This window comes from Speluncibacter jeojiensis, assembly GCF_029589495.1.
Lineage (GTDB): Bacteria > Actinomycetota > Actinomycetes > Mycobacteriales > Mycobacteriaceae > Speluncibacter > Speluncibacter jeojiensis.
The window spans coordinates 1-25,449 of record NZ_JAAIVF010000013.1 but is presented as its reverse complement, the minus strand read 5'-3'; the positions used below and the strand labels follow the sequence as shown (position 1 = coordinate 25,449).

General features: G+C 71.2%; 20 protein-coding genes and 1 tRNA gene. 6 read left to right on the top strand and 15 right to left on the bottom strand.

From position 1 onward, the window contains the following. The coding region (locus tag G4X40_RS22680) for a hypothetical protein (RefSeq protein ID WP_277835906.1) at positions 1-191 on the bottom strand (191 nt) is incomplete at its 3' end. A 536-nt stretch (positions 192-727) separates the two neighbouring features. Here G4X40_RS22680 and G4X40_RS22675 point away from each other — a divergent pair. Together G4X40_RS22675 and G4X40_RS22670 are read left to right on the top strand one after the other, a co-directional pair. After that, entirely contained in the window at positions 728-1,141 is a 414-nt protein-coding gene (locus G4X40_RS22675) for a DUF2628 domain-containing protein (RefSeq protein ID WP_277835905.1), read from the top strand. 12 nt (positions 1,142-1,153) lie between these two features. After that, complete coding sequence (locus G4X40_RS22670; protein ID WP_277835904.1) at positions 1,154-1,894, top strand: glycosyltransferase family A protein; 741 nt, start codon at positions 1,154-1,156, stop codon at positions 1,892-1,894. Here G4X40_RS22670 and G4X40_RS22665 read toward each other — a convergent pair whose 3' ends face one another. Beyond that, positions 1,895-5,938 carry an NACHT and WD repeat domain-containing protein gene (locus tag G4X40_RS22665; protein WP_277835903.1) on the bottom strand — a complete coding sequence of 1,348 codons (4,044 nt, stop codon included), beginning with the start codon at positions 5,936-5,938 and terminating at the stop codon, positions 1,895-1,897. Between the two features lie 353 nt (positions 5,939-6,291). Here G4X40_RS22665 and G4X40_RS22660 point away from each other — a divergent pair, with 353 nt between their 5' ends. After that, positions 6,292-6,882, top strand: a complete 591-nt coding sequence (locus G4X40_RS22660) for a class I SAM-dependent methyltransferase (RefSeq protein WP_277835902.1) — start codon at positions 6,292-6,294, stop codon at positions 6,880-6,882. A gap of 48 nt (positions 6,883-6,930) precedes the next feature. Here the strand turns inward: G4X40_RS22660 and G4X40_RS22655 are convergent, their stop codons facing one another. The 4 genes from G4X40_RS22655 to crgA all read right to left on the bottom strand — a co-directional run bounded on the left by G4X40_RS22655 (position 6,931) and on the right by crgA (position 11,754). Further along, positions 6,931-7,326 (bottom strand): hypothetical protein, encoded by a 396-nt coding sequence (locus G4X40_RS22655; protein WP_277835901.1) that lies wholly within the window; start codon positions 7,324-7,326, stop codon positions 6,931-6,933. Between the two features lie 125 nt (positions 7,327-7,451). Then, positions 7,452-10,754, bottom strand: coding sequence for a protein kinase domain-containing protein (locus G4X40_RS22650; protein WP_277835900.1), 3,303 nt, complete (start codon positions 10,752-10,754; stop codon positions 7,452-7,454). Positions 10,755-10,875: 121 nt separating this feature from the next. After that, on the bottom strand, positions 10,876-11,364 hold the full coding sequence (locus tag G4X40_RS22645; RefSeq protein ID WP_277835899.1) for a PH domain-containing protein: 489 nt from the start codon (positions 11,362-11,364) through the stop codon (positions 10,876-10,878). A gap of 126 nt (positions 11,365-11,490) precedes the next feature. Continuing rightward, positions 11,491-11,754, bottom strand: coding sequence for a cell division protein CrgA (crgA, locus tag G4X40_RS22640; RefSeq protein ID WP_277835898.1), 264 nt, complete (start codon positions 11,752-11,754; stop codon positions 11,491-11,493). A gap of 207 nt (positions 11,755-11,961) precedes the next feature. On the opposite strand from crgA, the gene G4X40_RS22635 reads away from it, so the two are divergent. Next, on the top strand, positions 11,962-12,714 hold the full coding sequence (locus G4X40_RS22635) for a DUF881 domain-containing protein (protein WP_277835907.1): 753 nt from the start codon (positions 11,962-11,964) through the stop codon (positions 12,712-12,714). Here G4X40_RS22635 and G4X40_RS22630 read toward each other — a convergent pair. Next, positions 12,669-13,058, bottom strand: a complete 390-nt coding sequence (locus G4X40_RS22630; protein ID WP_277835897.1) for a hypothetical protein — start codon at positions 13,056-13,058, stop codon at positions 12,669-12,671. The two genes, G4X40_RS22635 and G4X40_RS22630, sit on opposite strands and share 46 nt — an antisense overlap. A gap of 95 nt (positions 13,059-13,153) precedes the next feature. Here G4X40_RS22630 and G4X40_RS22625 point away from each other — a divergent pair, with 95 nt between their 5' ends. Continuing rightward, positions 13,154-13,810 (top strand): aminodeoxychorismate/anthranilate synthase component II, encoded by a 657-nt coding sequence (locus G4X40_RS22625; RefSeq protein ID WP_277835896.1) that lies wholly within the window; start codon positions 13,154-13,156, stop codon positions 13,808-13,810. Here G4X40_RS22625 and pknB read toward each other — a convergent pair. The 7 genes from pknB to G4X40_RS22590 form a co-directional block, all read right to left on the bottom strand. After that, complete coding sequence (gene pknB / locus G4X40_RS22620; protein ID WP_277835895.1) at positions 13,807-15,720, bottom strand: Stk1 family PASTA domain-containing Ser/Thr kinase; 1,914 nt, start codon at positions 15,718-15,720, stop codon at positions 13,807-13,809. The two genes, G4X40_RS22625 and pknB, sit on opposite strands and share 4 nt — an antisense overlap. Next, positions 15,720-17,201 carry a serine/threonine-protein kinase gene (locus tag G4X40_RS22615; protein ID WP_277835894.1) on the bottom strand — a complete coding sequence of 494 codons (1,482 nt, stop codon included), beginning with the start codon at positions 17,199-17,201 and terminating at the stop codon, positions 15,720-15,722. The genes pknB and G4X40_RS22615 overlap by 1 nt, the downstream gene beginning before the upstream one ends. A gap of 18 nt (positions 17,202-17,219) precedes the next feature. After that, complete coding sequence (locus G4X40_RS22610) at positions 17,220-18,707, bottom strand: peptidoglycan D,D-transpeptidase FtsI family protein (protein WP_277835893.1); 1,488 nt, start codon at positions 18,705-18,707, stop codon at positions 17,220-17,222. Next, a complete protein-coding gene (locus G4X40_RS22605; RefSeq protein ID WP_277835892.1) occupies positions 18,704-20,146 on the bottom strand; it encodes an FtsW/RodA/SpoVE family cell cycle protein in 1,443 nt (480 codons plus the stop codon). The genes G4X40_RS22610 and G4X40_RS22605 overlap by 4 nt, the downstream gene beginning before the upstream one ends. Then, positions 20,146-21,639, bottom strand: a complete 1,494-nt coding sequence (locus G4X40_RS22600; protein ID WP_277835891.1) for a PP2C family protein-serine/threonine phosphatase — start codon at positions 21,637-21,639, stop codon at positions 20,146-20,148. Before G4X40_RS22600 ends, G4X40_RS22605 begins: the two co-directional genes overlap by 1 nt. Beyond that, a complete protein-coding gene (locus G4X40_RS22595; RefSeq protein WP_277835890.1) occupies positions 21,636-22,100 on the bottom strand; it encodes an FHA domain-containing protein FhaB/FipA in 465 nt (154 codons plus the stop codon). Before G4X40_RS22595 ends, G4X40_RS22600 begins: the two co-directional genes overlap by 4 nt. A gap of 237 nt (positions 22,101-22,337) precedes the next feature. After that, positions 22,338-23,546 carry a DUF3662 and FHA domain-containing protein gene (locus G4X40_RS22590; protein ID WP_277835889.1) on the bottom strand — a complete coding sequence of 403 codons (1,209 nt, stop codon included), beginning with the start codon at positions 23,544-23,546 and terminating at the stop codon, positions 22,338-22,340. A 195-nt stretch (positions 23,547-23,741) separates the two neighbouring features. On the opposite strand from G4X40_RS22590, the gene G4X40_RS22585 reads away from it, so the two are divergent. Further along, positions 23,742-23,824, top strand: a tRNA-Leu gene (locus G4X40_RS22585). 290 nt (positions 23,825-24,114) lie between these two features. On the opposite strand, the gene G4X40_RS22580 is transcribed toward G4X40_RS22585, so the two are convergent. Then, the coding region (locus G4X40_RS22580; protein WP_277835888.1) for a helix-turn-helix domain-containing protein at positions 24,115-25,449 on the bottom strand (1,335 nt) is incomplete at its 5' end.

Genomic DNA, 25,449 nt, shown 5'->3' with positions numbered 1-25,449 from the left:
TCGTCGTCGAGTTCGGCGGTGAGGACTTTGACGGCGACGGTGCGGTCGAGGTCGGGTTGGGTGGCGCGGTAGACGGTGCCGAAGCCGCCGTGTCCGATCTCCACGACATCGGTGAACCCGGCCGCAGCAAGTTCCCCGTCCGGCGCGAGACCGGGCACACGTTGGGTCCTGAAGAGGTCGCCGTCGACCATCCGGTCACCTGCGATTCACCGCCGAGATCACTTCTGCGCTGCTCACCGGCCCCGCACATCGAAACGGGGCTTCGCGAGGTTTCCGCAGGTGGCGGACCCGCGCGGAGCGCGTCGGCAGGGGGGCGGGGCTGCCGAGAAGCAATTTCGACGTTACACCCGTCAGCGGGTCGGGTCGGGCTGTGGTGGAACGGCAAGGGTAGTCCACTGCACCATTGCTCACCGGGATTGAGACGTAGTGCCGGCCCGAGGTCGACTCGACACCCAATGAATAGCGATCTTCACGAAAGAAGAACGAGTCCACGAAATTCACTTCTGCCTCCTCGGTGGTCCCCGCCGTGACTCTGGTCGCGGGCATGACTCGTCGGACTCGGTCGAGGCGCATTCTCGGATGAAGTTCCACGTTGCGGAATCCAGGCCGTCCTCTCTCGGCGGCATGAGGAAGAACCCATCGTCGCGGCCGAGTTGGTGTCGGGCTCGGCGATCCGGCACGATGTCCTGCGTTCGGCGAGGGGCCGGACTTCACAGGGGGAGAGACGATGAACGACATGCACGGCACCGCCGCCACACCCGGCGACCTGCAGGACCTGAAGCCGAAGTGGCAGACCAGGTTCGCGTTCTATGCGCAGCACGGAACGCCGCAATGGTGGAAGAACTCGCCCGGCTACGTCGCCGCGCTCAAGGCGCTGCCCGCCCGCACCCGTCGGCTCGTGACGATGAACTGGTTCGCGTGCTTCTTCGGCGTGCTGTACCTGCTCGGCCTGGGCCTGTGGAAGAAAGCCATCTCGTGGATGGTGGTGGGCCTCGTGATCGGGGTCGTGAGCTTCGTGCTGGACTTCCCGAGCGCGATCGACAGCGGGGTGACCATCGGGTTCGCGCTGGCCATCGCCCAGCGCGCGAACGTCTACCACTTCGACAACCGTGTCCGCGGCCTGCAGGGCTGGGCGATCTGACAGGGTGGTGTCATGCCCCTGATCTCGGTCATCACCGCCGTCCACGGCGACCGCGCGGCGCTGCTGCGTGCGGCCGGGGAAAGCGTGGCCGCACAACAACTCCCGTCGGGATGGTCGGTCGAGTGGCTGATCCAGGAGGACGGCGTTCCGGCGGGGGCCGCGGCGGTCGCCGCCGCGTTCCCCTTCGCGCGCCACAGCGCGCACGGTGACGTCCTCGGCCCCGGCGGCACCCGCAACCTCGCGCTGGCCCGGGCGGGCGGCGACCTGGTGCACGTGTTGGACTCGGACGACCTGTTGCTGCCGAACGCCCTCGCGTCGGCCATCGAAACGCTGGCCATCGATTCTGAGATTCATTGGGCGGCAGGACAGGCCGACGATCTGATGCCGGACGGCACAAGACTGTCGTTCCCCCCGGAGATCCCCACCGGACCGGTCGCGCCGGGGGTGTTCGGTGACTTCCTGATCGCGCACGACCGGCTTCCGGTGCACCCGGCCGGGGTGACCGCCCGCACCGCGACCGTCCGGGCGCTCGGCGGGTGGGGCGCGTATCCGCGCGGCGAAGACACCGTGCTGCTGGCCGCACTGTCGGAACTCACCGCCGGCCAGCTGAGCCCCGAGGTCACCTGGCTCTACCGCCGGCACGACGCGCAGATCACCCATGCCCGGGACTGGTCGGTGCTCGCCGGACCGACCCGGCTGGCCGCGCGCCAGCGGCTGGCCGCGCTGCGCGAACTGCGGATCAGCCTCGGCTGATCAGCGGCACGGCGGGTCGAAACCCAGCAGGTCCGGCAGGTGCTCGTCCCAGACCTGCGGCGTGAGGATCCCGTGGGTGTCCGCGCAGATCCGGTTCACCGCATCCTCCTCGTCGAGGCTCCACAGGCGCAGCACGCCGCCCTCGCCGGTCGCCGCGAGATAGTGGCCTGCCGGGTCGAACGCGACCTGCCACCGGACCACGCCGCGGTCCGCGAACGAGTCCCCGATCGCCTCGGGGCGGCGTGGATCGGTGACGTTCCACAGCCGCACGGTCTGATCGTCGGCGCCGGACGCGAGGGTTCTGCCGCTGGGCGCGAACGACAACGAGCGGATGGTGCTGGTGTGCCCGTCGATCGGCCCGCTCAGCGGCGTCGGACGGTGCGGGTCGCGCACGTCCCACAGCCGGATCGTCTGGTCGTCGCCGGCGGAGGCCAACGAGTGCCCGTCGGGCGAGAAGGCCACCGCGTCGACCGGACCGGTGTGACCGGTCAGTTCGGCGATCGGCGCGCCGCCGACCGCGTCCGACGCGTTCCACAGGTACACCTTGTCGTCGCTGCTCGCGCCCGCGATGATGCGCCCGTCCGGGGAGAACACGAAGGCGTTGACCCACGCGGTGGATCCGGTCAGCTGGGCGCCGAGGGGTGTGGGGTGCTGCGGATCCGCGACATCCCACAACTGGATGCTGCGGTCGTCGCTGCCGGTCGCCAGGATCCGGCCGTCGGGCGAGAAGGCGAGTTGGTCGGTGTAGCGGGTGCGCAGGTCCAGCGGCTGCCCGGCCGGCACCGGATGCGCGGGATCGGTGGTGTCCCAGAGCTGGACGTGCCCGCCGTTGCTGTTGGCGGCGGCGAGCAGGCGACCGTTCCCGGACAGTGCCACCTGCCAGCCGGCCTGGTTGGCGCCCTGCTTGTCGGGGAACCAGCGCGCCACCGTCACCGGGCGGCCGTCGGCCAGGCTCCACAGCCGGATCGACTCGTCGTACGAACCGGTCGCCATCAGCTTGCCGTCCGCACTGAACGCCGGCGGCGTGATGCGTGCCGTGTGGCCGCCGATCACTGCCGGCGGCAGGTTCCACAGCCGCACCATCGCGTCCTGACCGCCGGTGGCCAGCGACCGTCCGTCGGGCGAGAACGCGACCGTCACGATGCCGCCGCTGCTGCCGGCCAGCGGTTGCCCGAGCAGAACCGGACGGCCCGGTTCACTGATGTCCCACAGCCGGGCCGTGCCGTCCCAGCTGCCGGTGGCCAGCGTGTTCCCGTCCGGGGAAAACGCGACCGACCAGATGGCCGCCGTATGTGCCTTGAGCGGCTGACCGATCGGCGCCGGCGCGGCCGGGTCGCTCACATCCCACAGCCGGGCCGTCGAGTCGTCGCTGCCCGCCGCGAGGATCTTGCTGTTCGGCGAGAATGCCACCGAATGGGCGACGCCGCGGAACCCGCCGAGCGGGGCGCCCAGCGGCGCCGGCCGCGCCGCATCGGTCACGTCCCACAGCCGGACCAGGGTGTCGTCGCTGCCGGCTGCCAGCAGGTGTCCGTCCGGTGAGAACGCGACGGTGCGGATGGCCGCGGTCGGCCCGGTCAGAGGCGGCCCGAGAGGGGTGGCGTGCGCGGGGTCGGCGACATCCCACAGCTGGATGGTGTGGTCGTCGCTGGGCGCGGCCAACGTGCGACCGTCCGGACTGAACGCGACCACGTACACCGCGCCGTGGCTGCCGGTCAGCGGTGCGCCGAGCGGCACCGGGTGTCGCGGGTCGGCGATGCTCCACAACCGGACCACGCCGTCGCCGTCCGCACCGGCGATGACCTTGCCGTCCGGGGAGAAGGCGACGGACGTCAGCCAGGTGTCGCTGACCCGGATCGGTTCGCCCATCGGGCTGGGGTCACCGGGGTCGGCGACGTTCCACAGCCGGATCGTGCCGTCGTAGCTCGCCGAGGCCAGCAGCCGATCGTCCGGGCTGTAGGTGACCAGATACACCGCGCCCTTGTGCCCGGCCAGCGGCGTCGACAGCGGCGTGTTCTGGGTCGACAGCAGCCGCGTGTAGACCCCGCTGTCGCCGGGCCGGAGCCGGTGCGCGACCAGGTCGAGCTGTGCGGACAACGAGGGATCGCCGGTGCGCAGGCGGTCCGCCTCGGCGATCACCTGACGGAAGACCGCGTCGTCACGCTGATGGTTCGCGGTGGTGGACTGCACTTTCGCGAGGACCGCGCCGACCACCGCCACGATCGCCAACACCACGACGGCGCCGATCAGTGCCCGGCGGGTCTGGATCCCGCGCCGGCGGTGCCGGACGCTTTCGGTGAGCAGGTCGACGGCGGTCGCGTTGTGGTCCAGCTGCCCGTCCGCGGTGCGCTCCAGCGCCGCGTCCAAGCGGGTACCGCGGTAGAGCCCGGCGGGGTCGCGGCCGTGCCGGTCCCACTCCTGCGCGTCCGCAGTCAGCCGCTGGCGCACCAGGTTGCCTGCGCGGTCCTCGTCGATCCAGGCGCGAAGCCGGGGCCAGGCGTCGATGACGACCTCATGGGTCAGTTCCACCGAGTCGGCGTCGAGGGTGAGCAGCCGCGCCCCCGCCAGCGCCTCGAGCGCCGCCTCCGTCGAGGCCGGGTTCGCGGCACCGCCGATCAGGTCGCTGCGGGTGGCGCTGCGACGCGTGTCGCGGGTGTCGTCGCCGATGCGGACCAGACGCAGCAGCAGGTGCCGGGCGGCCTCGCGCGCGGCCGGGTCGAGCGTGTCCCAGGCCTGCTCGGCGGTCGCCGCGACCGAACCGCGCACCCCGCCCGCCTCCCGGTATCCGGCGATGGTCAGCCGGCCCTTCTGCCGTCGCTGCCAGGTGGCCCGCAGCACGTGCGAGAGCAGGGGCAGGGCGCCCGGCTCGTAGGCGTCCGGTCCGGCCGGAGCGTCGGAACCGTCGTGGTCACCCTCGCCGCCACCGGTCTCGGTCGCGCCGTCGAAGTGGTCCATGCCGCGCAGGTCGTGGACGAGCACGTCCTCGAGGCCCGGCTCGAGTTTCAGCCCGGCGGACTTGGCCGGTCCGGTGATCGCCTCGCGCAGTTCGCCCGAACGCATCGCGCCGAGCACCAGACCGCGGTCCTGCAGCGCCTCCTCCAGATCCGGGTGGTCGAGGCAGCGGGCATAGAAGTCGGCCCGCACCCCGATGACGACCACTCCCGGCGGGGGACCGTCCGGGGTGGTCGCGGTGCAGATCGCGCGGAGCGCGGCCAGGAAGCGGCGGCGTTCGACCGCACTGCGGCAGAGGGTGAACACCTCCTCGAACTGGTCGACGATCACCGCGACCTGACGGGCCCCGGTGCCGACGGTCATCGCGGTGACGGCCTTCGCGGCGGCGTCCTCGGGGCTGCCGGCGCCGTCGATCCCCGGGATCCGCGCGGCCAGCGTGGCGAGCGGGTGTGCGCCCGGCGCGATCAGCACGACCGGCCAGTCGGCCGACCCGTCCACCGCGAGGTCGCCGCGGACGAGCGCCGGGATCAGGCCGGCCTGCAGCAGCGACGACTTGCCCGCGCCGGAGGCGCCGACGACGATCACCATGCCGCCGGACCGGGCCGCGGAGCCGAGCCGCGCGAGCAGCGCGTCGACCGCCCGCTGCCGGCCGAAGAACAGTCCCGCGTCGTCCTGCCGATAGGAATCCAGGCCCAGATAGGGCGAGGCGTTCTCCACCGCCTCGTCCGCCGCGGGCGCAGCGCTGGTCGAACTGGCCAGCGCGTCCGACCACAACTGCTGCCACCCGTGCACGTCGTACAGGCCGGGCGCGGGCGGCTCCGGATGCTCCTTGCGGGCGCGGTCGACGAGCATCAGCAGCACCGGCAACAGGGACTCGAACCGGGCCGGGACGTTGCGACCGCCGCGCCAGTCGCTGATCCGCTGGGCGGTGGCGACGGGGGCCGCGCCGGGTCCGCGCGTCGCCCGCATCCGCTCGTTCGCGGCGTCCGCCGCCCGGCGCAGCGGCAGGTTGCCCGCCGCCGTGTACAGCAGCGCGAAGCGGTCCGCGAACCGTTGTCGAGCGCCGGGGAGAGCCTCATCCCGGGCCTGGCTCATGGCGGTGTCCCCGACTTCCTTGGCGTCCGATGTGTGCGTGCTGTCCGGTCCGGACGATAGACGATACAACGCTGACCTGGGGATTTATCGCGCAGGGTGGTCCGGACGCCAGCAGCTTGCCAGGGACGGGGTGCAGACTCTTCGGTGACGAGACCACGGGGTGTCGACGCCGCTCGCGGCGCGAGGGGTGCATCCCGGGGTCCGTAGCCGGGGGGGAGTACCGGGGGCAGGGCGGTGGTTCGGCGGGTCGGGGGGCGCGCCGAACCACCGCCGCACCGGTTTTCGGCAACCCGCATCGGCAGGGGTCCGCCGGGTTCGCCGCGCAGCCCGCGCCATTGTGTTTGGCTCGACGCATGCGCCGACCGCGTCACCGCATCCGCCATCTGTTGTTCGTGCTGCCGCGCGGTCCACTGGGCCGGCTGGGCGCGCGCATCATGGCTCGCGCGAACGCGCCGGTCGAACGGGAACTGGCCCGCGCCGCACACGCCGGCCGCGACGACACCGTTCTGGTGATCGGCCCGGGACCGGGCGTGGGGGCGGCCGCGCTCGCGCGCACCGCCCGCCGGGTGATCGCCGTCGAGCCGTCGCCGCTGATGCTTCGGCACACCGGCCGTCGCCTCGAACGTCTGCGCCGCACCGACCTGGCCGTCGAGCTGTACCGCGCCACGGCGGCGCACACGGGGGTGGCGTCCGGATCGGTCGACGTCGTCGTGTCGGGGCAGAACGTGATGCTGTGGCCGGACCGCGCGGCCGGGTTCGCCGAGCAACTGCGGGTGTTGCGGCCCGGCGGCCGGATGCTCGTCTCGTCCCGGACCGATTGGCTCGGCGACGAGCGGGACGCGCTACCGCACGAGATGCGCGCGGCCGGGTTCGTGGACGTGCGGACGTGGACGTGGCGGTCGGGCCGGACGGTCAGCGTCTTGTTCGCCGCGCAGCGGCCGTGAGCCCGCGCGGCGGCTGTGGATCTTGTTCGCCGCGCGGCGGCCGTGGCGTCAGGCCACCACGGTCCGCTCCTTACGCGGTCGGCGGGCGACAGGGCCGGGCGACCGCTCGGTGCGGGTCAGGCTCACCCGGATCCGGGGGTCGAGGCGCAGCCGGCCGGCCAGGTTCCGCAGCGAGTCCGCCATGCTCAGCTCCGCCATGCCCGCGATCTCGAACGCGACGCCCCGGGTCTCGCCGGCGCCGCAGCCGCTGATCGTCAGCGTGCCCGCGGTGACCGGGTCGAGCGTGAACACGTGGGTCTCGCCCGGCAGCCCGAGCAGCGTGCTCGAGGTGCGGGTGAAGTCGATGTACTGCTGGCGCAGCCGGATGTGGATCTCGTCGAGTATCCGCAGGGCGAGCGCGGCGACGTCGAGGCCGGGGGCGGGGGTGATGATCAGACGTTGCATGGGGAACCTCGACTTGCGGGACCGGTGAGACAGCTCACAGCATCGCCCGGAACGGCCCGCGCCGTCAGGGTCAACCTACGGGGTCCGCATACGTGTTTTCGTCGCCCGTAGGTGACGCGGGTGTGTCAGGGGGTGTCGCGGCGACGCTCGTGCACCCACGCGGCGACCTGTGCGCGGGAGCCGAACCCCAGCTTGGACAGGATGTGTTCGACGTGACCCTGGACGGTGCGCAGCGAGATGACCAACCGGCCGGCGATGGCCTTGTTGGTCAGCCCCTCCGCGATCAGGTCGGCGACCTCGTTCTCCCGCTTGGTCAGTTCCGGGCCCGCCGCGGCCGGCGCCGGTGCCGGGGCGGACTCGCGCAGCGCGTAGGAGATGGCGTCGCCGAGGCTCAGGGCGGCGCCCTCGCGGCGGGCCGACTCGTAGGCGCGCGCGCCCAGCGCCCGCCGGGCCGCCTTCTCGGCGGCGTCGTGGTGGACCTGCAGGTCGGCCAACACGAAGGTGGCGCCCCGCATGCCGATCAGCGCACCCTGGGTTTCCGCCGCGCTCATCAGCACGACCGCACGGCGGGCGTCGCGGTCGCCCTGCGCGACCCAGCCCAGCGCTTCCAGGCATGGTGTGGCCGCGAACGGGTCGTCGCGCTCGCGGGCCAGCCTCAGGCCCCGCACGAGCAGGTCCGCGGCCCGCGGCCGGTCGCCCTGCAGCCACACCGCCACGGCGGTCGCCCACAGCGCGTGTGAGCGATACGTCGACTCGCCGTGTGCCTCACAGATCGCGAGGAGCTTCTCGTACATCGCCAGCGACCGGTCGGTGTTCCCGTTCAGCTCGCAGGCCCAGCCGAGCGGGATCAGCGTCGCCACCTGCTCGAACAGGTCCGACTGGGCCTCGAACCGGTCGAGTGCGCCGGTGAGGGTCGCGCAGGCCTGGGCGTAGTCGCCGTCGAACAGGTCGTGGAAGCCGATGACGTACTCGACGAAGGCGAGCGCGGCCGGATCGCGGGTCTGCTCCCCGATCTCCCGAGCGCGGTCGACGACGACCGCGGCCGCGGCATGGTCGCCGACCAGTTCGACGAGGGTGATCTGCCGGTTGAGCGCCTTGGCCCGGAGCGTGGTCGGCCGGGCGGGACCCTGGGCCAGCGCGCGGTCGAGCCAATGCCGGCCCTCACCGAGCAGGCCCCGGGCGAGCCAGAACCCGAACAGCGCCGTGCTCAGCTGCAGCGCCGCCTCGGTGTCCGTGCCGTCGGCCTCGACCGCGCCGTCCGCGGTGAGGGCGAACTCGAGCGCCTCGCGCAGGTTGGGCTGTTCCTGGCCGAGCCGGGCGATCCGGGCGAGCTGGTCGGGGCCGATCCAGGCGGCCTCGGTGTCCAGCGCGAGTCGTCGATACCAATCCCGGTGCCGACGGCACGTCGCGACGAACTCGCCGCCGTCCTGAAGCTTCTCGCGCCCGTAGTCGCGGAGCGTCTCGAGCATCCGGAAGCGGACCTCCGCGCCGAAGGCCGAGCGCAGCACGATCGACTTGTCGACCAGCGCGGTGATGACGTCGAGCAGTTCGTCGCGGTCGGAGTGGAACCGGCAGACGTACTCCGCGGCGTCCAGGTCGAATCCGGCGGCGAACACCGACAGCTGGGCCCAGACCTGCTGCTCGGCCGGACTGCACAGGTCGTGGCCCCAGTCGATGCACAGCCGCAGCGTCTGCTGCCGGCTGGGCACCCGGCGCCCCGACTGGCTCAGGAACGTGTACCGGTCGGTGAGCCGGTCGAGGATCTGTTCGGGCGAGAGCACCTGCAGGCGGGCGGCGGCCAGCTCGATCGCCAACGGCAGCCCGTCGAGTTGCGCACAGATCCGGGCGATCGTCTCGGCGTTGTCGTCGGTGAGCGCGAACCCGGGCGACGCCGCCGCGGCCCGCTCGACGAACAGGGTCACTGCGTCGGACCGTGCCGCCGCCCGTGGACCCCCGCCCGCTTCGGGGACGCCGAGCGGCGCCACCTGCAGGTGCGCCTCCCCGCCTATGCCGAGCGGTTCGCGGCTGGTGGCGAGGATGCGGACCTCGGGGCAGGCCCGGAGCAGCTTCTCGGCGGTCCGCGCGGCTGCCTCGACCACGTGCTCGCAGTTGTCGAGCACGAGCAGGAGCTTGCGGTCGGCGAGGTGGTCGGTCAACGCGTCGAGCAGTGACCGCGGCGACTGCTGGTTCAGCCCCAGCGCACCGGCGATCATGTCGGGCAGCAGCGCCGGGTCGCGGATCTCGCCGAGCTCGACCACCCACACCCCGTCCGGGAAGCTGCGCCGCGATATGGCCGCGACCTGCAACGCCAGTCGCGTCTTGCCGACCCCGCCGATGCCGGTGAAGGTGACCAGCCGGGTGTGGGCGAGCAGGTTCTTCGCCTCGGCCAGTTCGCTGCGCCGGCCCAGGAAACTGGTCAGCTCCAACGGGAGGTTGCCGGTGCGGTCGGGGCGCGGCGGCGGGGGTGCGGCCCGCTCGGTGCTCTCGCCCGGGTCGGCCGGGCGCGGGGGAGCGTCACCGGACGGCAGCGCCATCTCGGCGACCGGGTGTCCGTGATCGCGTTGTGCCCTGCGGGCCAGGTCGCCGAGTGCGGCCGCCGACGGCCGCCCGCCCGGATCACGGGTCATCGCTGCGGCGACCAGCGCCGCGACGTCGTCGGGCACTCCCCGCTGCCGTAGGTCCGGGACCGGCTGGCCGGTGATCCGGAGGAACTGGGCCATCACGTCCTCGCCGGGCTTGCGTTCGTGCGCGGCGTGCCCGGTCAGCGCACAGTACGCGGTGGCGCCGAGCCCGTACACGTCGGCGAACGGGCCGGGCGCGCTCCCGCCGAGGACCTCCGGGGCGGTGTAGGCCGGTGACCCGCTGATCGTGCCGGTGGCGGTCCGGAAACCCCCGGCGACCTGGGCGATGCCGAAGTCCGTCAGCTCCGGTTCCCCGTAGTCGGTCAGCAGGATGTTCGCGGGTTTCACGTCGCGGTGCACGATGCCCAGGCTGTGCGCGGTCTCGAGCGCACCGGCCATCTTCACCATGAGGCGCAGCACCTCGTCGACGGCCAGCGGGCCGTGCCGGCGGATGCGGGTGTCGAGCGAGTCCTGAGGGTGGTACGGCATCACGATGAACGGGTGGCCGCCGGCGGTGGTCCCGGCCTGGAGCACGTCGACGATGTTGGGGTGTCCGGTCAGCCGGCCCATCGCCTGCTGCTCACGCAGGAAGCGGGCGCGGTGGTCCTCGTCGAGTTCGGTGCCGAGCACCTTGACCGCGACGTGCCGGTCCAGGTCGACCTGGGTGCAGCGGTAGACCACGCCGTATCCGCCGCGCCCGACCTCATCGGCGTCCTCGAACCCCAGCGCGGCCAGTTCGCCGGTCACCGCCTCCGCGACGAGCGGTTGCCGTTCGCCGTGGCCCCGGAGCCGATCGTTGTCGGTCATCACGTCTGCACCATCCGCCGTCGCGCGGCCCCCGGACGGCATACGCCCACTGAAGGTGACGAGGAATCACGCTAGCACCGCGGAAGCCGACGATCCCGCTGTTCTCGCGGGCCGGCTGCGGTCACGGCTGCGGTGGCAGCGCCCCCGCGCCGTCGAGCGCATCGTAGACGTCCTGCGGGTCCGTGCCCAGGTCCCAGCGGGAGAGCACGATGAGCCGGTCCTCCGGTTCGCGCGCGTCGATCTCGAGCGTCTTGACGCGTCGGCCCAGCCGCGGATAGCTGGTCACCCGCACCCGGCGCATCTGCTGCGGCGTGTACACGCGGCGCCCGGACAGCCCCCGGACCGCCAGTCCGGGCCCGTCGGGGGCCACGTCGACCACCTGCAGCCGGGGGCGGATGTAGGCGCCGGTCGCCGCGATCACCAGCAGTGCGACCGCGGCGAGCGTGATCAGCAACCGGCCGGCGACGTCGTTGCCCAGCGTGGCCGCGGCGACGGCCATCAGCACCCCGCCGATGCCGAACACCACGACCGCCGAGGTCTTGGGTGCCCAGGACAGCTCGTCGGTCCGGCGTCCCTGGGGGTTCTGGGGAGGGGAGTTGTGCACAAACATCCGTTCTATCCACAGGACTTATCCACAGTGGGGATAAATCACACCAGTGTTATTGGACAGATCCGCAGGTGAGCTCCTGTGGGTAGCTTCTCCACATCCCTGTGGAATCAGCGGCGTCCTGTGGAATCAGCGCCACCGCATGGTCATGACGAGACCGACGACCATGAAGCCGAAGCCGATGAGGAAGTTCCACGCGCCGAGATCGTTCATCCAACCGATGTCCTGGCCGGCGAGGTAGTTGACGATCAGCCAGGCCAGCCCGATCAGCATGAGCGCCAGCATCACCGTGACGTAGACGGCGCTCGAGGGGCCGGCCTTCACCTTCACCGGGGTGCGGTTGGCGGGGTTGATCGTGTAGTCGGTCTTCTTGCGGACCTTGGACTTGGGCATGACATCCTCGTCGATCGATGGTGCGGTTGTGCGGTGTGCGCGCCGGCCGTCGGGTACCGCGCGCCACGGTCGCACCCGGTGTGCGACGCCCTACTACACGCTAACCTAGCTGCGAGTATTCGGTCACACCTCGACTCGGTGGGTCCGGGCGGGGAGTACCGAGATGAGGACAGCCAGGTGAGGATGCGCACCGCGATCGCCGAGCGGATGCGGGCGCGCCGCGCCCCGGCACGCTCCGGCGGGCCCTGGCGGTACGTGGTCCCGGTGGTGTGCGTGGCCGCCGGGCTGCTCGCGTCCACCACCTACGCCACCTCCCACGGCAACGAGCTGCGGGCAGGTGACTCGACCCGACTCTCGGAGATGGTGCGGCAGGCCCAGAGCTCCACCGATCAGGCCGCCCGCGAACGCGATCAGCTCGCCGGCCGCGTCGAGGCCGCGCAGAACAAGGCCGCCGGTTCCGACAGCCGGGTCGCGCACGCGGTCGAGCAGGGCAGGGCGCTCGAGGCCGCGGCCGGGCTGACCCCGGTGACCGGACCCGGCCTGGTGGTCACGCTGACCGACGCCCCCCGCGACGCCGACGGGAAGTATCCGGCGGGTGCCTCGCCCGACGACCTGGTCATCCACCAGCAGGATGTGCAGAGCGTGCTCAACGCGTTGTGGGCCGGGGGGGCGACTGCGATCGAACTGATGGACCAGCGGGTGGTCAACACCTCGGCGCCGCGCTGCATCGGCAACACGCTGCTGCTGCACGGCCGTACCTACAGCCCGCCCTATGTGATGCGCGCGATCGGTCCCGCGGGACCGATGCAGGCGGCGTTGGACGCCGAGCGCGGCGTGCAGATCCTCAAGCAGTACGTGGTCCGGTTCTCGCTGGGGTACAAGGTCGCGACCGACCCCTCGATCGGCGTGCCCGGCTACGCCGGGCCGCTGCGGATGAAGTACGCGACGCCGGCCGGATAGTCCGCCGACGAGCCGGCCTTGGCCGTGTGGATGCCGCAGTTGTGCTGCGAGTTGGCGGCGCCGACGATCGACTCGGCCATGCCCCACGCCCGGCGCGCCTCGGCGGTGCTGCCCGAGCGAGCCATGTCGTTGCCCTGCGCGTTCCACAGGTTGGCGCTGGTCACCGCGTCGGTGCAGGCGCGATTGTGGGAGCCGGTGACGTAACCGGGATGCGGTTGCGGCGCCGCGACCAGCAGGCAGACTGCGGCCAGCCCGGAGACCAGTGCAGCGGTCGGCCCGCCACCACACAGCCGTACCCGGCGGCGGTGACGGGACGGGCCGGTCGGGGGCGTGCGGGAGTACATGGGAGGGCCTGGTGCTGGTCGGGATGTGTTTCCATCGTCCTCCGCCGGGCCCCGGCGCGCATCCGGTGGTCGCCGCCGGTGAGTATCGTGACGACATGCGGATTCTCGTCGTCGACAACTACGACAGCTTTGTCTTCAACCTGGTGCAGTACCTCGGTCAGCTCGGGGTGCAGGCCGAGGTGTGGCGCAACGACGACGCGCAACTCGACAACCCTGCCGCGGTCGCAGCGGCCTTCGACGGCATCCTGATCAGCCCGGGACCGGGCACCCCCGAGCGCGCCGGCGCCAGCATGGCGCTGGTCCGGGCGTGCGCCGACGCCGAGACCCCGCTGCTCGGCGTGTGCCTGGGCCACCAGGCGATCGGTGCGGCGTTCGGCGCGGTCGTCGAGCGGGCCCCGGAGCTGCTGCACGGCAAGACCAGCGTGGTCCACCACGACGACACCGGTGTGCTGGCCGGACTGCCGGACCCGTTCACCGCGACCCGCTATCACTCGCTGACCGTCCGCGAGTCGACCATCCCCGACGAGCTGCAGGTCACCGCCCACACCGAGAGCGGCGTGGTCATGGCCATGCGACACCGCGAGCTGCCGATCCACGGCGTGCAGTTCCACCCCGAGTCGGTGTTGACCGAGGGCGGTCACCGCATGCTGGCGAACTGGCTCGAGATCTGCGGGCAGCGCCCCGCCGAGAGGCTGGTGGTGCGGCTCGAGGCGGAGGTCGCCGCGACGCTCGGCACCGCGGTCCAGGCCTAGCGGGGGATCCCCAGCTGCCCGACCCCCACCGACACGATCGAGTCCTTCTGGATCGAGCTGCCCGGCGGCTGCGTCTGGGTCTGGATCTTGCCGACCTGGGTGGTGTCGAGCGTGGTCACCGGCGAGGTGGACAGCTGCCCCTGCCCACCGGCCCAGCCCGCCGCCTTGAGCGAGGACAGCGCCTGCTGCGGGGTCTGTCCGGTCAGGTCGGGCATCGACACCCGGTTGCCGTTGGAGACCGTCAACGTCACCGTCGACCCCTGCGGCGCCATCGAGCCGCCGCTCGGGTTGGTGCTCAGCACCGACCCCTTCGCCTCGGGCGAGTCGGCGGTGGAGACGATGACCTTGAAGCCGGCGCCCTCGATGTTCGGCTGCGCGACCGACAGCGTCTGTCCGGTCACGTCCGGCACCCGCACCAGCTGCGGGCCGCTGCCGAGCGTGAGCGTGACCTGGCCGTTCTGCGCCACGTTGGACCCGGCCGACGGGTTCTGCCCGACCACCTTGTCGAGCTGGTCGGCGGTCGAGTTGGCGTGGCCGATGTCCGGGTCGACGGTCAGGCCGAGCTTCTGGAGCGCGTTGGTCGCGTCCTGCTGGGACATCCCGGTCAGCTGCGGTACCTGCACCTGCTGCGGCCCGGAGGACACGTTCAGCGTCACCGTGCCGTTCTTGTCGATGCCGGTGCCGGCCGTCGGTGACGTCGAGATGACCGTGTCGGCCGGCACCGTGGCGTCCGGCCGGCTCTGCTTGGCCACCTGCAGGCCCATCGCCTGCAGTTGCGCCTGCGCGGCCTCCGAGGTCTTGTTCGACACGTCCGGCACGGTCACCTTGTCGTGCGAGTCGCGGGTCAGCGCGACCGCGAAGGCCACCACGATCCCCAGGAACACCACTCCCAGCACGCCGAGCAGGATCTTCACTGTCGAGCGGGTCCGCTTGTCGTCCTCGCTCTCGCCCGGCTCGACGGCGACCCCGGCGGCGGGGCGCACCGGCTGCGGCGAGCGCCGGCCGTCGGTGGGGACCCCGAGGATGGTGGTGCGGTCCTCGTCGTTCATCACCACCGGTGCGCTCGGCCGGCGGCCGCTGAGCACCTTGATCAGGTCGGCGCGCATCTCGGCGGCGGACTGGTACCGGTTGGCGGGGTTCTTGCTCATCGCCTTGAGCACGATCGAGTCGAGCTCGCGCGGCACGGCGGGGTTCAGCTCCGACGGCGCCCGCGGATCCTCCCGCACGTGCTGGTAGGCGACCGCGACCGGAGAGTCCCCGGTGAACGGCGGCTCACCGGTGAGGATCTCGAACAGCACGCAGCCGACCGAGTAGACGTCCGACCGCGCGTCGACGCTCTCCCCACGGGCCTGCTCGGGGGAGAGGTATTGCGCGGTGCCGATCACGGCGGCGGTCTGCGTCATCGTGCTGGTGCCGTCGGACATCGCGCGGGCGATGCCGAAGTCCATCACCTTCACCGCGCCGGCCCGGTTGATCATGATGTTGGCGGGCTTCATGTCCCGGTGCACGATGCCGTTGCGGTGGCTGAAGTCCAGCGCCGCGCACACGTCGGCGACGATCTCCATCGCCTTGCGCGGGGGGATCGGCCCGTCGTTGCGCACGATGTCACGCAGCGTCTCGCCGTCGACGTACTCCATGACGATGTACGGCAGGGGGCCGGCGTCGGTCTCGGACTCGCCGGTGTCGTACACGGCGACGATCGACGGGTGGTTCAGCGCGGCAGCGTTCTGCGCCTCACGACGGAAACGCAGGTAGAAGCTCGGATCTCGGGCGAGGTCGGCGCGTAGCACCTTGATCGCGACGTCCCGGTCCAGCCGTTTGTCGCGGGCGAGATGGACCTCCGACATGCCACCGAAGCCGAGGGTCTCACCCAGCTCGTAGCGATCCGAGAGCTCACGTGGAGTGGTCATTACTGCATTGCCCCGCTTTCGGCTGCAGTGGAACTGAAGCCGTCGTGCCTGTGTTGTTGCCGTGCCGCTGCCCGATGGCGGTATGCAGCCGGGGTGTTCGTGGTCGTCGCCGTCTCCGTCGGGGTCGCCTCCGCCGCGGAGGTCTCGGTGGGGGCCTCCGCTGTGGTGGCCTCGGTGGTGGTGGACTCCGCGGTGGTGGTCGGCGCCTCTGAGGTGGTGGGCGACGGCGTGGTCGTCGGCGTCACCGCGGTGGTGGTGACCGGCGGCTGCGTTGTCGTGGTCACGATAGGCGGCTCGCTGGTCGCGTACACGGGCGGCTCGGTCGTGTCGTAGACGGTCGTCAGCGGCGGGCTCACCGTCGACGGCGAATGCCCGCCGTCCGAGCCCGGGCTGTTGGACAGGATCAGCCCGCCCGCGACGATCGCGGCGAGCACCAGCAGCGCACCGCCGCCCCAGGCCAGCGCCTTCTGACCGGTGGACCAGCCGGTGTCCTCGTCCGGATCGACGCCGACCCGCCCGGGCACCGCGCGCGTCGTCTCGGCCCCCATCATCTGCGTGGGCGGCAGCGCGGCGGCGCCGGTCATCTTCTGGGTCGCACCGGTGGCCGGGCCCGCGGCGGCGGCTCCGCCGAGGGGCCGGGGCGGGCGCCTTCCGGCGCGCACCGCGGCGACCGCGTCGGCGAAGGCGCCGCCGTTCGCGTACCGGGCGGCCGGGTCCTTGGCCAGCGCGATCTCGATCAGCTCGCGCACGTTCGGCGGGAGCGTGGACGGCAGCGGACGCGGCGGCTCCTGAATGTGCTTCATCGCGACCGTGAGGGTGCCGTCGCCCTGGAACGGCCGCTGGCCGGACAGCGCTTCGTAGCCGACCACACCGAGCGCGTACACGTCGGAGGCGGCGGTCGCGTCCTGGCCGAGGGCCTGCTCCGGCGCGATGTACTGCGCGGTGCCCATCACCATGCCGGTACGGGTGACCGGTGCCGCGTCGATCGCCTTGGCGATGCCGAAGTCGGTGATCTTCACCTGGCCGGTCGGGGTGATCAGGATGTTGCCGGGCTTGACGTCCCGGTGGACCAGGCCGGCCCGGTGCGCGACCTGCAGCGCCCGGCCGGTCTGCTCGAGCATGTCCAGCGCGTGCTGCAGCGGGATCACGCCCATCCGGCGCAGCACCGCGCTCAGCGGCTCGCCGTCGACGAACTCCATGACCAGGTAGGCCAGCTGGGCGCCGGCCGGGTCGGTGGTCTCGCCGTAGTCGTAGACGCCGGCGATCCCGGGGTGGTTCAGCGAGGCGGTGGTGCGCGCCTCGATCCGGAACCGCTCGAGGAACTCCGGGTTGTCGGACAGCTCGGCCTTGAGCACCTTGACCGCGACCCGGCGGTCGAGCCGCTGGTCGATGGCCTCCCAGACCTGTCCCATGCCGCCGGTGGCGACCAGTCGCAACAGCCGGTACCGCCCGGCGATCGTCGCGCCGCTCTGCAATGTCATCGCTGCTTTCCCGCCATCTCAACGCTCCCTCAGGGCGGCGGCCATCACGGCGCGCCCGATCGGGGAAGCCACGAACCCGCCGGTGGCGGCCAGTCCACGGTTGCCGCCGTCCTCGACGATCACCGCGACCGCGACCTGCGGGTTGTTCGCCGGGGCGAACGCGATGTACCAGGCGTGCGGCGGTGTCTGCTTGGGTGTGTTGCCGTGCTCGGCCGTGCCGGTCTTCGACGCGATCTGCACGCCGGGGATGCCGCCGGCGCCGGCCGTGTGGTTCTCCGAATCGATCATCATCTTCGTCAGGGTCGCCGCGATCTCAGGCGAGACCGCCTGGCCGTCGGAGACCGGGTTGGTGGTGGACAGGTTGGACAGGTCGGGGCCCTGCAGCTGCTTGACCAGGTGCGGCTGCATCCGGACGCCGCCGTTCGCGATGGTTGCGGCGATGACGGCGTTCTGCAGCGGGGTCAGCGCGACGTCGCGTTGGCCGATGCTGGACTGGCCCAGGGCCGCGGCGTCGGGGATGGTGCCGACGGTCGAGTCGGCGACCGGCAGCGGGATGCCGGGGGTGTTCGGGCCGATCCCGAACGCGGTCGCCTGGTCCTTGACCGCCTGCGTGCCGGTCTTGATGCCGAGCTCGGCGTAGGCGGCGTTGCAGGACAGCGCGAACGCCAACTCCATCGTCGCGGTCGGCCCGGGACCGCAGGTCTCGTCGTCGAAGTTGTGCAGCACGTCGGTGGTGCCGGGCAGCTGGAGACCGGACGCGGCGGTCAGCTGCGTCTGCGGGGTCGCCCCGTGCGCGAGCGCGGCGGCGGACACGACGACCTTGAACGTCGACCCCGGCGGATACGTCTCGGAGATCGCGCGGTTGAGCATCGGGTTCGCCGGGTCGGACTGCAACTGCTCCCAGGCCTGGGTGCGGACCTTCGGGTCGTGGCTGGCGAGCAGGTTCGGGTCGTAGCTGGGTGTGCTGGCCATGGCCAGGATCTCGCCGGTCGACGGCTTGATCGCGACCACGGCGCCGGTCAGGCCCTTCGACGCCAACTGGTCGTAGGCGACCTGCTGCACGACCGGGTCGATCGTGGTGACCACGTTGCCGCCGCGCGGGTCGCGGCCGGTGACCAGGTCGAACAGCCGTCGGCCGAACAGCCGGTCGTCGGACCCGTTGAGCACCGGGTCCTCGGTGCGCTCCAGGCCCGTCGACGCGTACTGCATCGAGTAGAAGCCGGTGATCGGTGCATTGGCCAGCGGGCTGTCGGCCGCGGACGGGCTCTTCGGGTACACGCGCAGGTACTTGTAGCGGTCGTCGGTGGGGACCGAGACGGCCAGCACCTGGCCGCCCGCGGAGATCTGCCCGCGCTGACGGGAGTACTCGTCCATCAGCACGCGTTGGTTGCGTGGATCGTTGCGCAGGCTGTCGGCCTCGATGACCTGCACGTATGTCGCGTTGGCGAGCAGCGCGACGACGAGGAACATCACGGCCATGGACACGCGACGGAGCGGAGTGTTCACGGGCGCCTCAACATCTGCGTCTGGGCGTCGGCGATCGGCGTGGGTGCGGGCGTCGTCCGCTTGGCCAGAGCCGGCCGCCGCGCCTCGTCGGAGATCCGCATCAGGATGGCCACCAGCGCGTAGTTCGCCAGCAGCGACGAGCCGCCGTACGAGACGAACGGGGTGGTGATGCCCGTCAGCGGGATCAGCTTCATCACGCCGCCGACGACGACGAACAACTGGATCGCGATCGTGAACGACAGCCCCGCGGCGAGCAGTTTGCCGAAGCTGTCGCGTACCAGCAGCGCGGTGCGCAGTCCGCGGAAGACGAACACCGTGAACAGCAGGATCACCGCGGCGAGCCCGATCAGGCCGAGTTCCTCGCCGACCGTGGCCATGATGAAGTCGGTCTTGGCGAACGGGACGGTGCCGGGACGGCCGCTGCCGAGCCCGGTGCCGGCGACACCGCCCGTGGCGAACCCGAACAGCGCCTGGGCGATCTGGTAGCCGGTGGTGTTGTATGTGGCGAACGGGTCGAGCCACACGTGCACCCGCTCGGCGAAGTGCGCGAACAGGTAGTACGCCAGGACGCAGCCGGCGAAGAACAGCGCCAGCCCGATCAGCAGCCAGCTGACCCGCTCGGTGGCGATGTAGATCATCACCAAGATGGTCACGAAGATCAGCAGCGCGAAGCCGAGGTCCTTGTTGAGCACCAGCACGCCGATGGCGATGACCGCGGAGACCACCAGCGGCGCGAGGTCCCGCGCGCGCGGCACGTCGAGCCCGAAGATGTGCCGTCCGGCCCGGGTGAACAGGTCGCGCTTGGACACCAGGAATGCCGCGACGAAGATGATCAACAGGATCTTCGCGAACTCACCGGGTTGCACCGAGAAGCCGCTGAACCGGATCCAGTTCCGGCCGCCGTTGACCTCGCTGAACCGTGCGGGCAGCACTGCGGGGATGACCAGCAGCACCAGGCCGATCAGGCCGAGCGTGTAGCCGTAGCGGGCGAGCACCCGGTGGTCGCGCAGGAAGAACAGCACCAGCGCGAACACCACGATGCCCAGCGCGGTCCACAGCACCTGCTGGTTGGCGTCCGGGTTCGGCGCCGGCTGGCCCTGGAACTGCGCGGCCTGCGCATCCGAGAGATCCAGGCGGTGGATCAGCACCAGCCCGAGGCCGTTGAGCAGCGCGATGATCGGCAGGAACAGCGGGTCGGCGTAGGGGGCGAGCCAACGCACCACCGCGTGTGCGATCGCGTACAGCGTGAGGAAGGCGGCGGCGTATTTGGCCAGGTCCCAGGACAGCGCCTGATCCTGGCCGACCTCGACGAGGATCAGTGAGATCGTCGTCACCAGTGTCGCGAAGACCAGCAGCCACATCTCGTACTTGCGGCCGTTCAACGGCACCGGCGCGGGCGCGAACCCACCCGGCGGACTGGGGAACGGGGAGGACGCCATCAATGCGTGATCCTGCACGTCTGCCCGACGACCTGGCCCGGCGCGAGCTTGCCCGTGACCGGGGCGGTCGACGGGGCGGCGGCCGTGGTGGGTGCCGTCACGGCCGGGGTCGGGGCCGCGGGCGTGGGTGCGGCGGGCGTGGGTGCGGCGGGCGCGGTCGGTTCCGGCGTGGCCGGGACAGCCGGGGCGGGTGCCGGTGCCGGCGTGGGGGTCGCGACCGCGGGCAGGCAGACCGGCAGCAGATCGTTGCGGGTCAGCTGGTCGATCTGGCTGCGCGCGTTGTCCTGCGAGCCGCTCGGCAGGCCCGACCGCACCTGTTCGCGCGCCGACGGCTGCAGGTCGTCGAGCTTGAGCAACGTGCAGCCGGCGGGGCTGTCGCCGCTGGCGACCAGCTGCAGGTTGCCGCTGTCGTTGACGCACCCGACCTGGTCGATGCGCTGCAGACTGACCCCGAACAGCGAGCCGGGGACCCCGCGCAGGATCGCCACGTGGCCGGCGGCCTCGGAGACGTAGTAGCTGCTGCGCACCCACATCGTGCCGATCGCGGCGGCGGCCCCCAGCACGACGATCAGCGCGACGGCGGACAGCACCAGGCGCCGGCGGCGGCGCGGGTGCGCCGTGGAGGCCTGCGGCTCCGGGGGCGCGGAGACCCGCTTGGGGGTGGCGCGGGGCTGACGGATCGCGGCCGCGCGTCCGGCGGCGGTGTCCGGCGGCGGCACGTGCTCCTCGTCGTCGCCGAGTGCCGCACCGGCCACGATCGGCTGGCTCTGGCCGTAGTCGAGGTCGATGACGTCGGCGATGATGACCGTGACGTTGTCCGGCCCGCCGCTGCGCAGCGCCAGTTCGATCAGCTTGTCCGCGCACTCACGCTGGTCGCCCTCGCGCATGGTGTTGGCGATGGTCTCGTCGCTGACCACGTCGGAAAGGCCGTCCGAGCACAGCAGATACCGGTCGCCGGCGCGTGCCTCGCGCACCGTCAGCGTCGGCTCGATCTCGTTGCCGGTCAGCGCGCGCATGATCAGCGACCGCTGCGGATGCGACTGCGCCTGCTCGGCGGTGATGCGGCCCTCGTCGACGAGCGACTGCACGAAGGTGTCGTCCCGGGTGATCTGGTTGAGCTCGTTGTCGCGCAGCAGGTACGCGCGGGAGTCGCCGATGTGCACCAGGCCCAGGCGGCTGCCGGCGAACAGGATGGCGGTCAGCGTGGTGCCCATGCCGTCGAGCTCGGGCTCTTCCTCGACCTGGCCGGCGATCGCGTCGTTGCCGGCGCGGGTGGCGGACTCGAGCTTGCCCAGCAGGTCGCCACCGGGCTCGTCCTCGTCGAGCGGGGCCAGCGCGGCGATCACCAGCTGCGAGGCGACCTCGCCGGCCGCGTGACCGCCCATGCCGTCGGCCAGGGCGAGCAGCCGCGCGCCCGCGTAGACGGAGTCCTCGTTGTTGCCGCGAACGAGGCCGCGGTCGCTGCGCGCGGCATACCTGAGCACAAGGGTCACGGGCGTAGCTCGATCACGGTCTTGCCCACCCGCACCGGAGTGCCGAGTGGGACGGGAACGGGGGAGGTCACCTTGACCCGGTCCAGGTAGGTGCCGTTGGTGGAGCCGAGGTCCTCGACGTACCACTCGTCGCCGCGCGGGGAGAGGCGGGCGTGCCGGGTGGAGGCGTAGTCGTCGGACAGCACCAGCGTCGAGTCGTCGGCGCGGCCGATGAGGACCGGCTGGCTGCCCAGCGAGATCCGGGTGCCCGCGAGCGTCCCCTCGGTGACCACCAGGTGCTTGGCGACCTTGACCCGCCGGCGGGTGGTCAGCATCGCGGCCTTCGACGGGTAACGGGGCGCCAGGCGCGCGCCGGTCGCCGCATAGACGTCGGTGCGCAGCACCCGCAACACCGCCCAGATGAACAGCCACAGGAGAAGGAGGAATCCGCCGCGGGTGAGCTGCAAGATCAGTCCCTGCATGATGCGTCACCTCCTCTGGTGGTCGGTCGGATCAGCTCACCAGGATCTGGCCCGGCTGATGGCACTGGGAGTGCGCACCGCGCCGGGCAGGTTGGTCGAGGTGAGAGCTGCGGTCGGGCAGAGCTACGGTCGCTGCACATCGTACTGGTGTGCGGCGGCCCGGGGTCCGTGCCGAGGACGCGGTGGCGGTGTTGTTATGAACTCGATTCCCGTGAGCCCGAACCGCCGCGGCCCGGCTCAACGGAAGTGGATGACGATCTCCGAGTGCCCGACGCTGACGACGTCGCCCTCGGCGAGCTGCCAGTCCTGCACCGGTGCGCCGTTGACGGTGGTGCCGTTGGTCGAACCGAGGTCGGTGAGCAGCGCGACCTGACCGTCCCAGCGGATGTCCGCGTGGCGCCGCGAGACGCCGGTGTCGGGCAGCCGGAACTGGGCCTCCTGTCCGCGGCCGATCACGTTGGAACCCTCACGCAGCTGGTAGGTGCGGCCGCTGCCGTCCTCGAGCTGCAGCACGGCGTTGAGTGCGCCCCAGTTGCCCTGCTGCGCGTAGGAACCGTAGTTCTGGGTTGCCGACGCCTGGTCGGGGTAGTCGGTGCCGTAACCCTGGGCCCCGTAGTCGCCCGCGTAGCCCTGCTGGGCGTAGCGGGGATCGCCGTAGCCGGCGCCGCCGTAGTTGGGGTCGGCATAACCCTGGTCCGCGTAGCCCTGGTCTGCGTAGGACTGCTCGCCGTACGCCTGGCCCGCGTAGCCCTGGCCGTACGCCTGCGCGCCGTAGCCCTGGTCCGCATGACCCTGGCCCTGGTAGCCGTAGGACTGCTGCTGTGCGCCGCCGCCGGGGTAGCCCTGCTGCTGGGCGTAGCGCGGATCGCCGTAGGCGGCGTCCTGCTGGTAGGCGCCGTTGTAGCCGACCTCGTCGCCGTAGGAGTCCTCACCGTAGGGCTGGTCGGCGCGAGCCTGGTTGCCCGGCGTGGCCCCGCGGCCGCGGTCGTTGCCTGGTTCTTGCGTCATCTGGCCAGCTCCTGGTGGTGAGATACGTGCCGCTTGGGCACCGCGTTGTGCGCGGGCAGAACCCGCGTCCGGGTCGACGGAACCCGCCGTTCGGAATTGTCCGGTGTGCAATGTGGGAGAGACCTCGAACTCGACCCGGACGTTGCCGTACGTCTCCCACCCCTGGTCGGCGATGTAGCCGCGCAGTTGGCGGGCGAGCGCCCCCGTGGTCATCTCGCGATCCGAGGCCAGCTGCTGCTGGTCCGATTCACCCACGGTGATCACGTAGAGGTTCGGGGCCAGCCGGTGGCCGCCCTCGAGCCGCCGCAGCTTGTCGCCGGCCTCGCGCTGGAGGGACGACTGAACCTCGGCGGGGACGACCTTGCCGCCGAACACCCGGGCGAAGGCGTCGCCGACGGCGTCCTCGAGCTTGCGCTCGAACCGCTGCACGAATCCCATGGCCGGCCTCCTCCCGCGACAGGGTGTGTCCTTCGGTCTCTCCGATCTGTCTGCATGGTATCGGTCGATGCTGGCAGTGCGCCGTTCCCCGCTGATCACGGACCGGTAAAGGATGGTGTTTCCGCAGGTCGGAATGGGTTTGGCCGCTCAGTTTGGGCGGGCGTTCGGGCCCGTGCTAGTCTTCCCTGGTCGCTCGGGCGAGTGGCGGAATGGCAGACGCGCTGGCTTCAGGTGCCAGTGTCCTTCGGGACGTGGGGGTTCAAGTCCCCCTTCGCCCACAGATGAACGAGGCCGCAGATTCGCAAAGAGTCTGCGGCCTCGTTTTCTGTGCGGCGTGCGGTTTCGCTCGCAGTCCGCGGCGGGGTGTCGAGTGGGCATCGCGCACCCGGGGCCATGACATTCCGTGCGTATTCAAGGGTGCTGTGCCCCGACTCGGAACATCGGCGAACTGAGCAGTTGTCCGATGTCGAGGGTCGTTGCGGTGGTAAGCCTTTGGGCGTGACTTCGCCGCCGAGGCCACGGTCGCGGCGTGGTCGCTCGTTGATTCCCGGCAGCCCTGCCGGCGGTTCTAGGTGGTCGAGTCCTCGCGCTCGATGGCCCAGGTGACGATCTGTGTCCGAGTGGTGAAGTTCAGTTTGCTCAGGATGTGTTCCACGTGCCATTCGATGGTGCGCGGGGAGAGGACGAGCTTGTCGGCGATGGCCCGGTTGGTCATGCCCTGGGCGACCAACCCGGCAACCTGCTGCTCCCGCTTGGTCAGCGGTGACGGGACCTCTTCTTTCTGCGCCTCCTGCTGCGGCACCGGTTCCGTCGCCCGCTCCTCGAGTGCGAAGGCGACCGCCTCGTCGACGTCGAAGCGGTGGCCGCGCTGCACCGCCGCGTCGAATCTGTTCTTGCCGAGAGCGCGGACGGCGTATTGCTGTGCCCGATGGTGATGGCCGAACAGATCACGGATGATCGTGGGGCCACCCGCGGCCTCCGCGACCGAGGCGGCCGCGCCCATCAGCATGGCTGCCCGCTCGGCATGCTGTTCCTCCGCAGAGAGCCACGCGAGAGTGGCCAGCGCACTGGAGGTTTCGAGTGTGTCGTCGATCATCCTGGCCAGACGCAACCCCTGACTGATCAGTCCGATCGCTCGGGCGCGATCGCCCTTGTCGGCGGCCGCCAGCCCCAGCATCGACAGTGAGTACGACCGATAGACCGATTCGCCACGCTCTTCCGTGAGCATCAGCGCCTGCTCTTCGTATTCCATCGCCCGCCCGGTTTCGTCCCGGAAACTGCACGCGATGGCGAGGCCCAACAGGGTCGCGACCTGCCGGAGGACGTTCCCGGATGCCTCGAACACCGGCAATGCCCGCTCGAGGTGTGCAGCCGCTTGTGGTACCTGTCCGGCGAAGAGTGCGGAAAGCCCGCCGGCGAGATCGACGAAGGCCTGCTGCTGAGTGTCCGCGGCGCTGTCGACCAGAACCTGCGCTCGCCCAATGGATTCGGTCGCGGAAGTGATGTCGCCCTGCATCGAGGCCAGAACAGCGCTGTCGCACAGGGCCGCCACCCGCTCGTCGGGCCGCCCTCCTTCGATACTCAATGCGCGACCGAACCAATAGCGTCCTTCGCGGATCAGACCTCGTGCGACCCAGAACTCCCGCATGCCGGCCGCGAGGCGTAGTGCTGCGCCCGCACCATCGGGTTCGGACAGTGAAAACTCCATGGCCTCACGCAGATTGGCCTGCTCACGATCGAGCCGGTCGAGCCATTCGAGTTGCCCGGGACCGATCCACTGCGTGTGCGCCCGCAACGCCAACCGCTCAAACCAATCCCGATGCGCCCGCCGCACCCCCAACTCGCCACCACCACCACGGAGGCGTTCACGCCCATACTCACGCAACGTCTCGAGCATCCGATA

Coding starts and splice junctions, on each gene's coding strand:
- G4X40_RS22675 (WP_277835905.1), top strand. CDS start 728: ATGAACGACATGCACGGCACCGCCGCCACACCCGGCGACCTGCAGGAC.
- G4X40_RS22670 (WP_277835904.1), top strand. CDS start 1,154: ATGCCCCTGATCTCGGTCATCACCGCCGTCCACGGCGACCGCGCGGCG.
- G4X40_RS22665 (WP_277835903.1), bottom strand. CDS start 5,938: ATGAGCCAGGCCCGGGATGAGGCTCTCCCCGGCGCTCGACAACGGTTC.
- G4X40_RS22660 (WP_277835902.1), top strand. CDS start 6,292: ATGCGCCGACCGCGTCACCGCATCCGCCATCTGTTGTTCGTGCTGCCG.
- G4X40_RS22655 (WP_277835901.1), bottom strand. CDS start 7,326: ATGCAACGTCTGATCATCACCCCCGCCCCCGGCCTCGACGTCGCCGCG.
- G4X40_RS22650 (WP_277835900.1), bottom strand. CDS start 10,754: ATGACCGACAACGATCGGCTCCGGGGCCACGGCGAACGGCAACCGCTC.
- G4X40_RS22645 (WP_277835899.1), bottom strand. CDS start 11,364: ATGTTTGTGCACAACTCCCCTCCCCAGAACCCCCAGGGACGCCGGACC.
- crgA (WP_277835898.1), bottom strand. CDS start 11,754: ATGCCCAAGTCCAAGGTCCGCAAGAAGACCGACTACACGATCAACCCC.
- G4X40_RS22635 (WP_277835907.1), top strand. CDS start 11,962: ATGCGGGCGCGCCGCGCCCCGGCACGCTCCGGCGGGCCCTGGCGGTAC.
- G4X40_RS22630 (WP_277835897.1), bottom strand. CDS start 13,058: ATGTACTCCCGCACGCCCCCGACCGGCCCGTCCCGTCACCGCCGCCGG.
- G4X40_RS22625 (WP_277835896.1), top strand. CDS start 13,154: ATGCGGATTCTCGTCGTCGACAACTACGACAGCTTTGTCTTCAACCTG.
- pknB (WP_277835895.1), bottom strand. CDS start 15,720: ATGACCACTCCACGTGAGCTCTCGGATCGCTACGAGCTGGGTGAGACC.
- G4X40_RS22615 (WP_277835894.1), bottom strand. CDS start 17,201: ATGACATTGCAGAGCGGCGCGACGATCGCCGGGCGGTACCGGCTGTTG.
- G4X40_RS22605 (WP_277835892.1), bottom strand. CDS start 20,146: ATGGCGTCCTCCCCGTTCCCCAGTCCGCCGGGTGGGTTCGCGCCCGCG.
- G4X40_RS22595 (WP_277835890.1), bottom strand. CDS start 22,100: ATGCAGGGACTGATCTTGCAGCTCACCCGCGGCGGATTCCTCCTTCTC.
- G4X40_RS22590 (WP_277835889.1), bottom strand. CDS start 23,546: ATGGGATTCGTGCAGCGGTTCGAGCGCAAGCTCGAGGACGCCGTCGGC.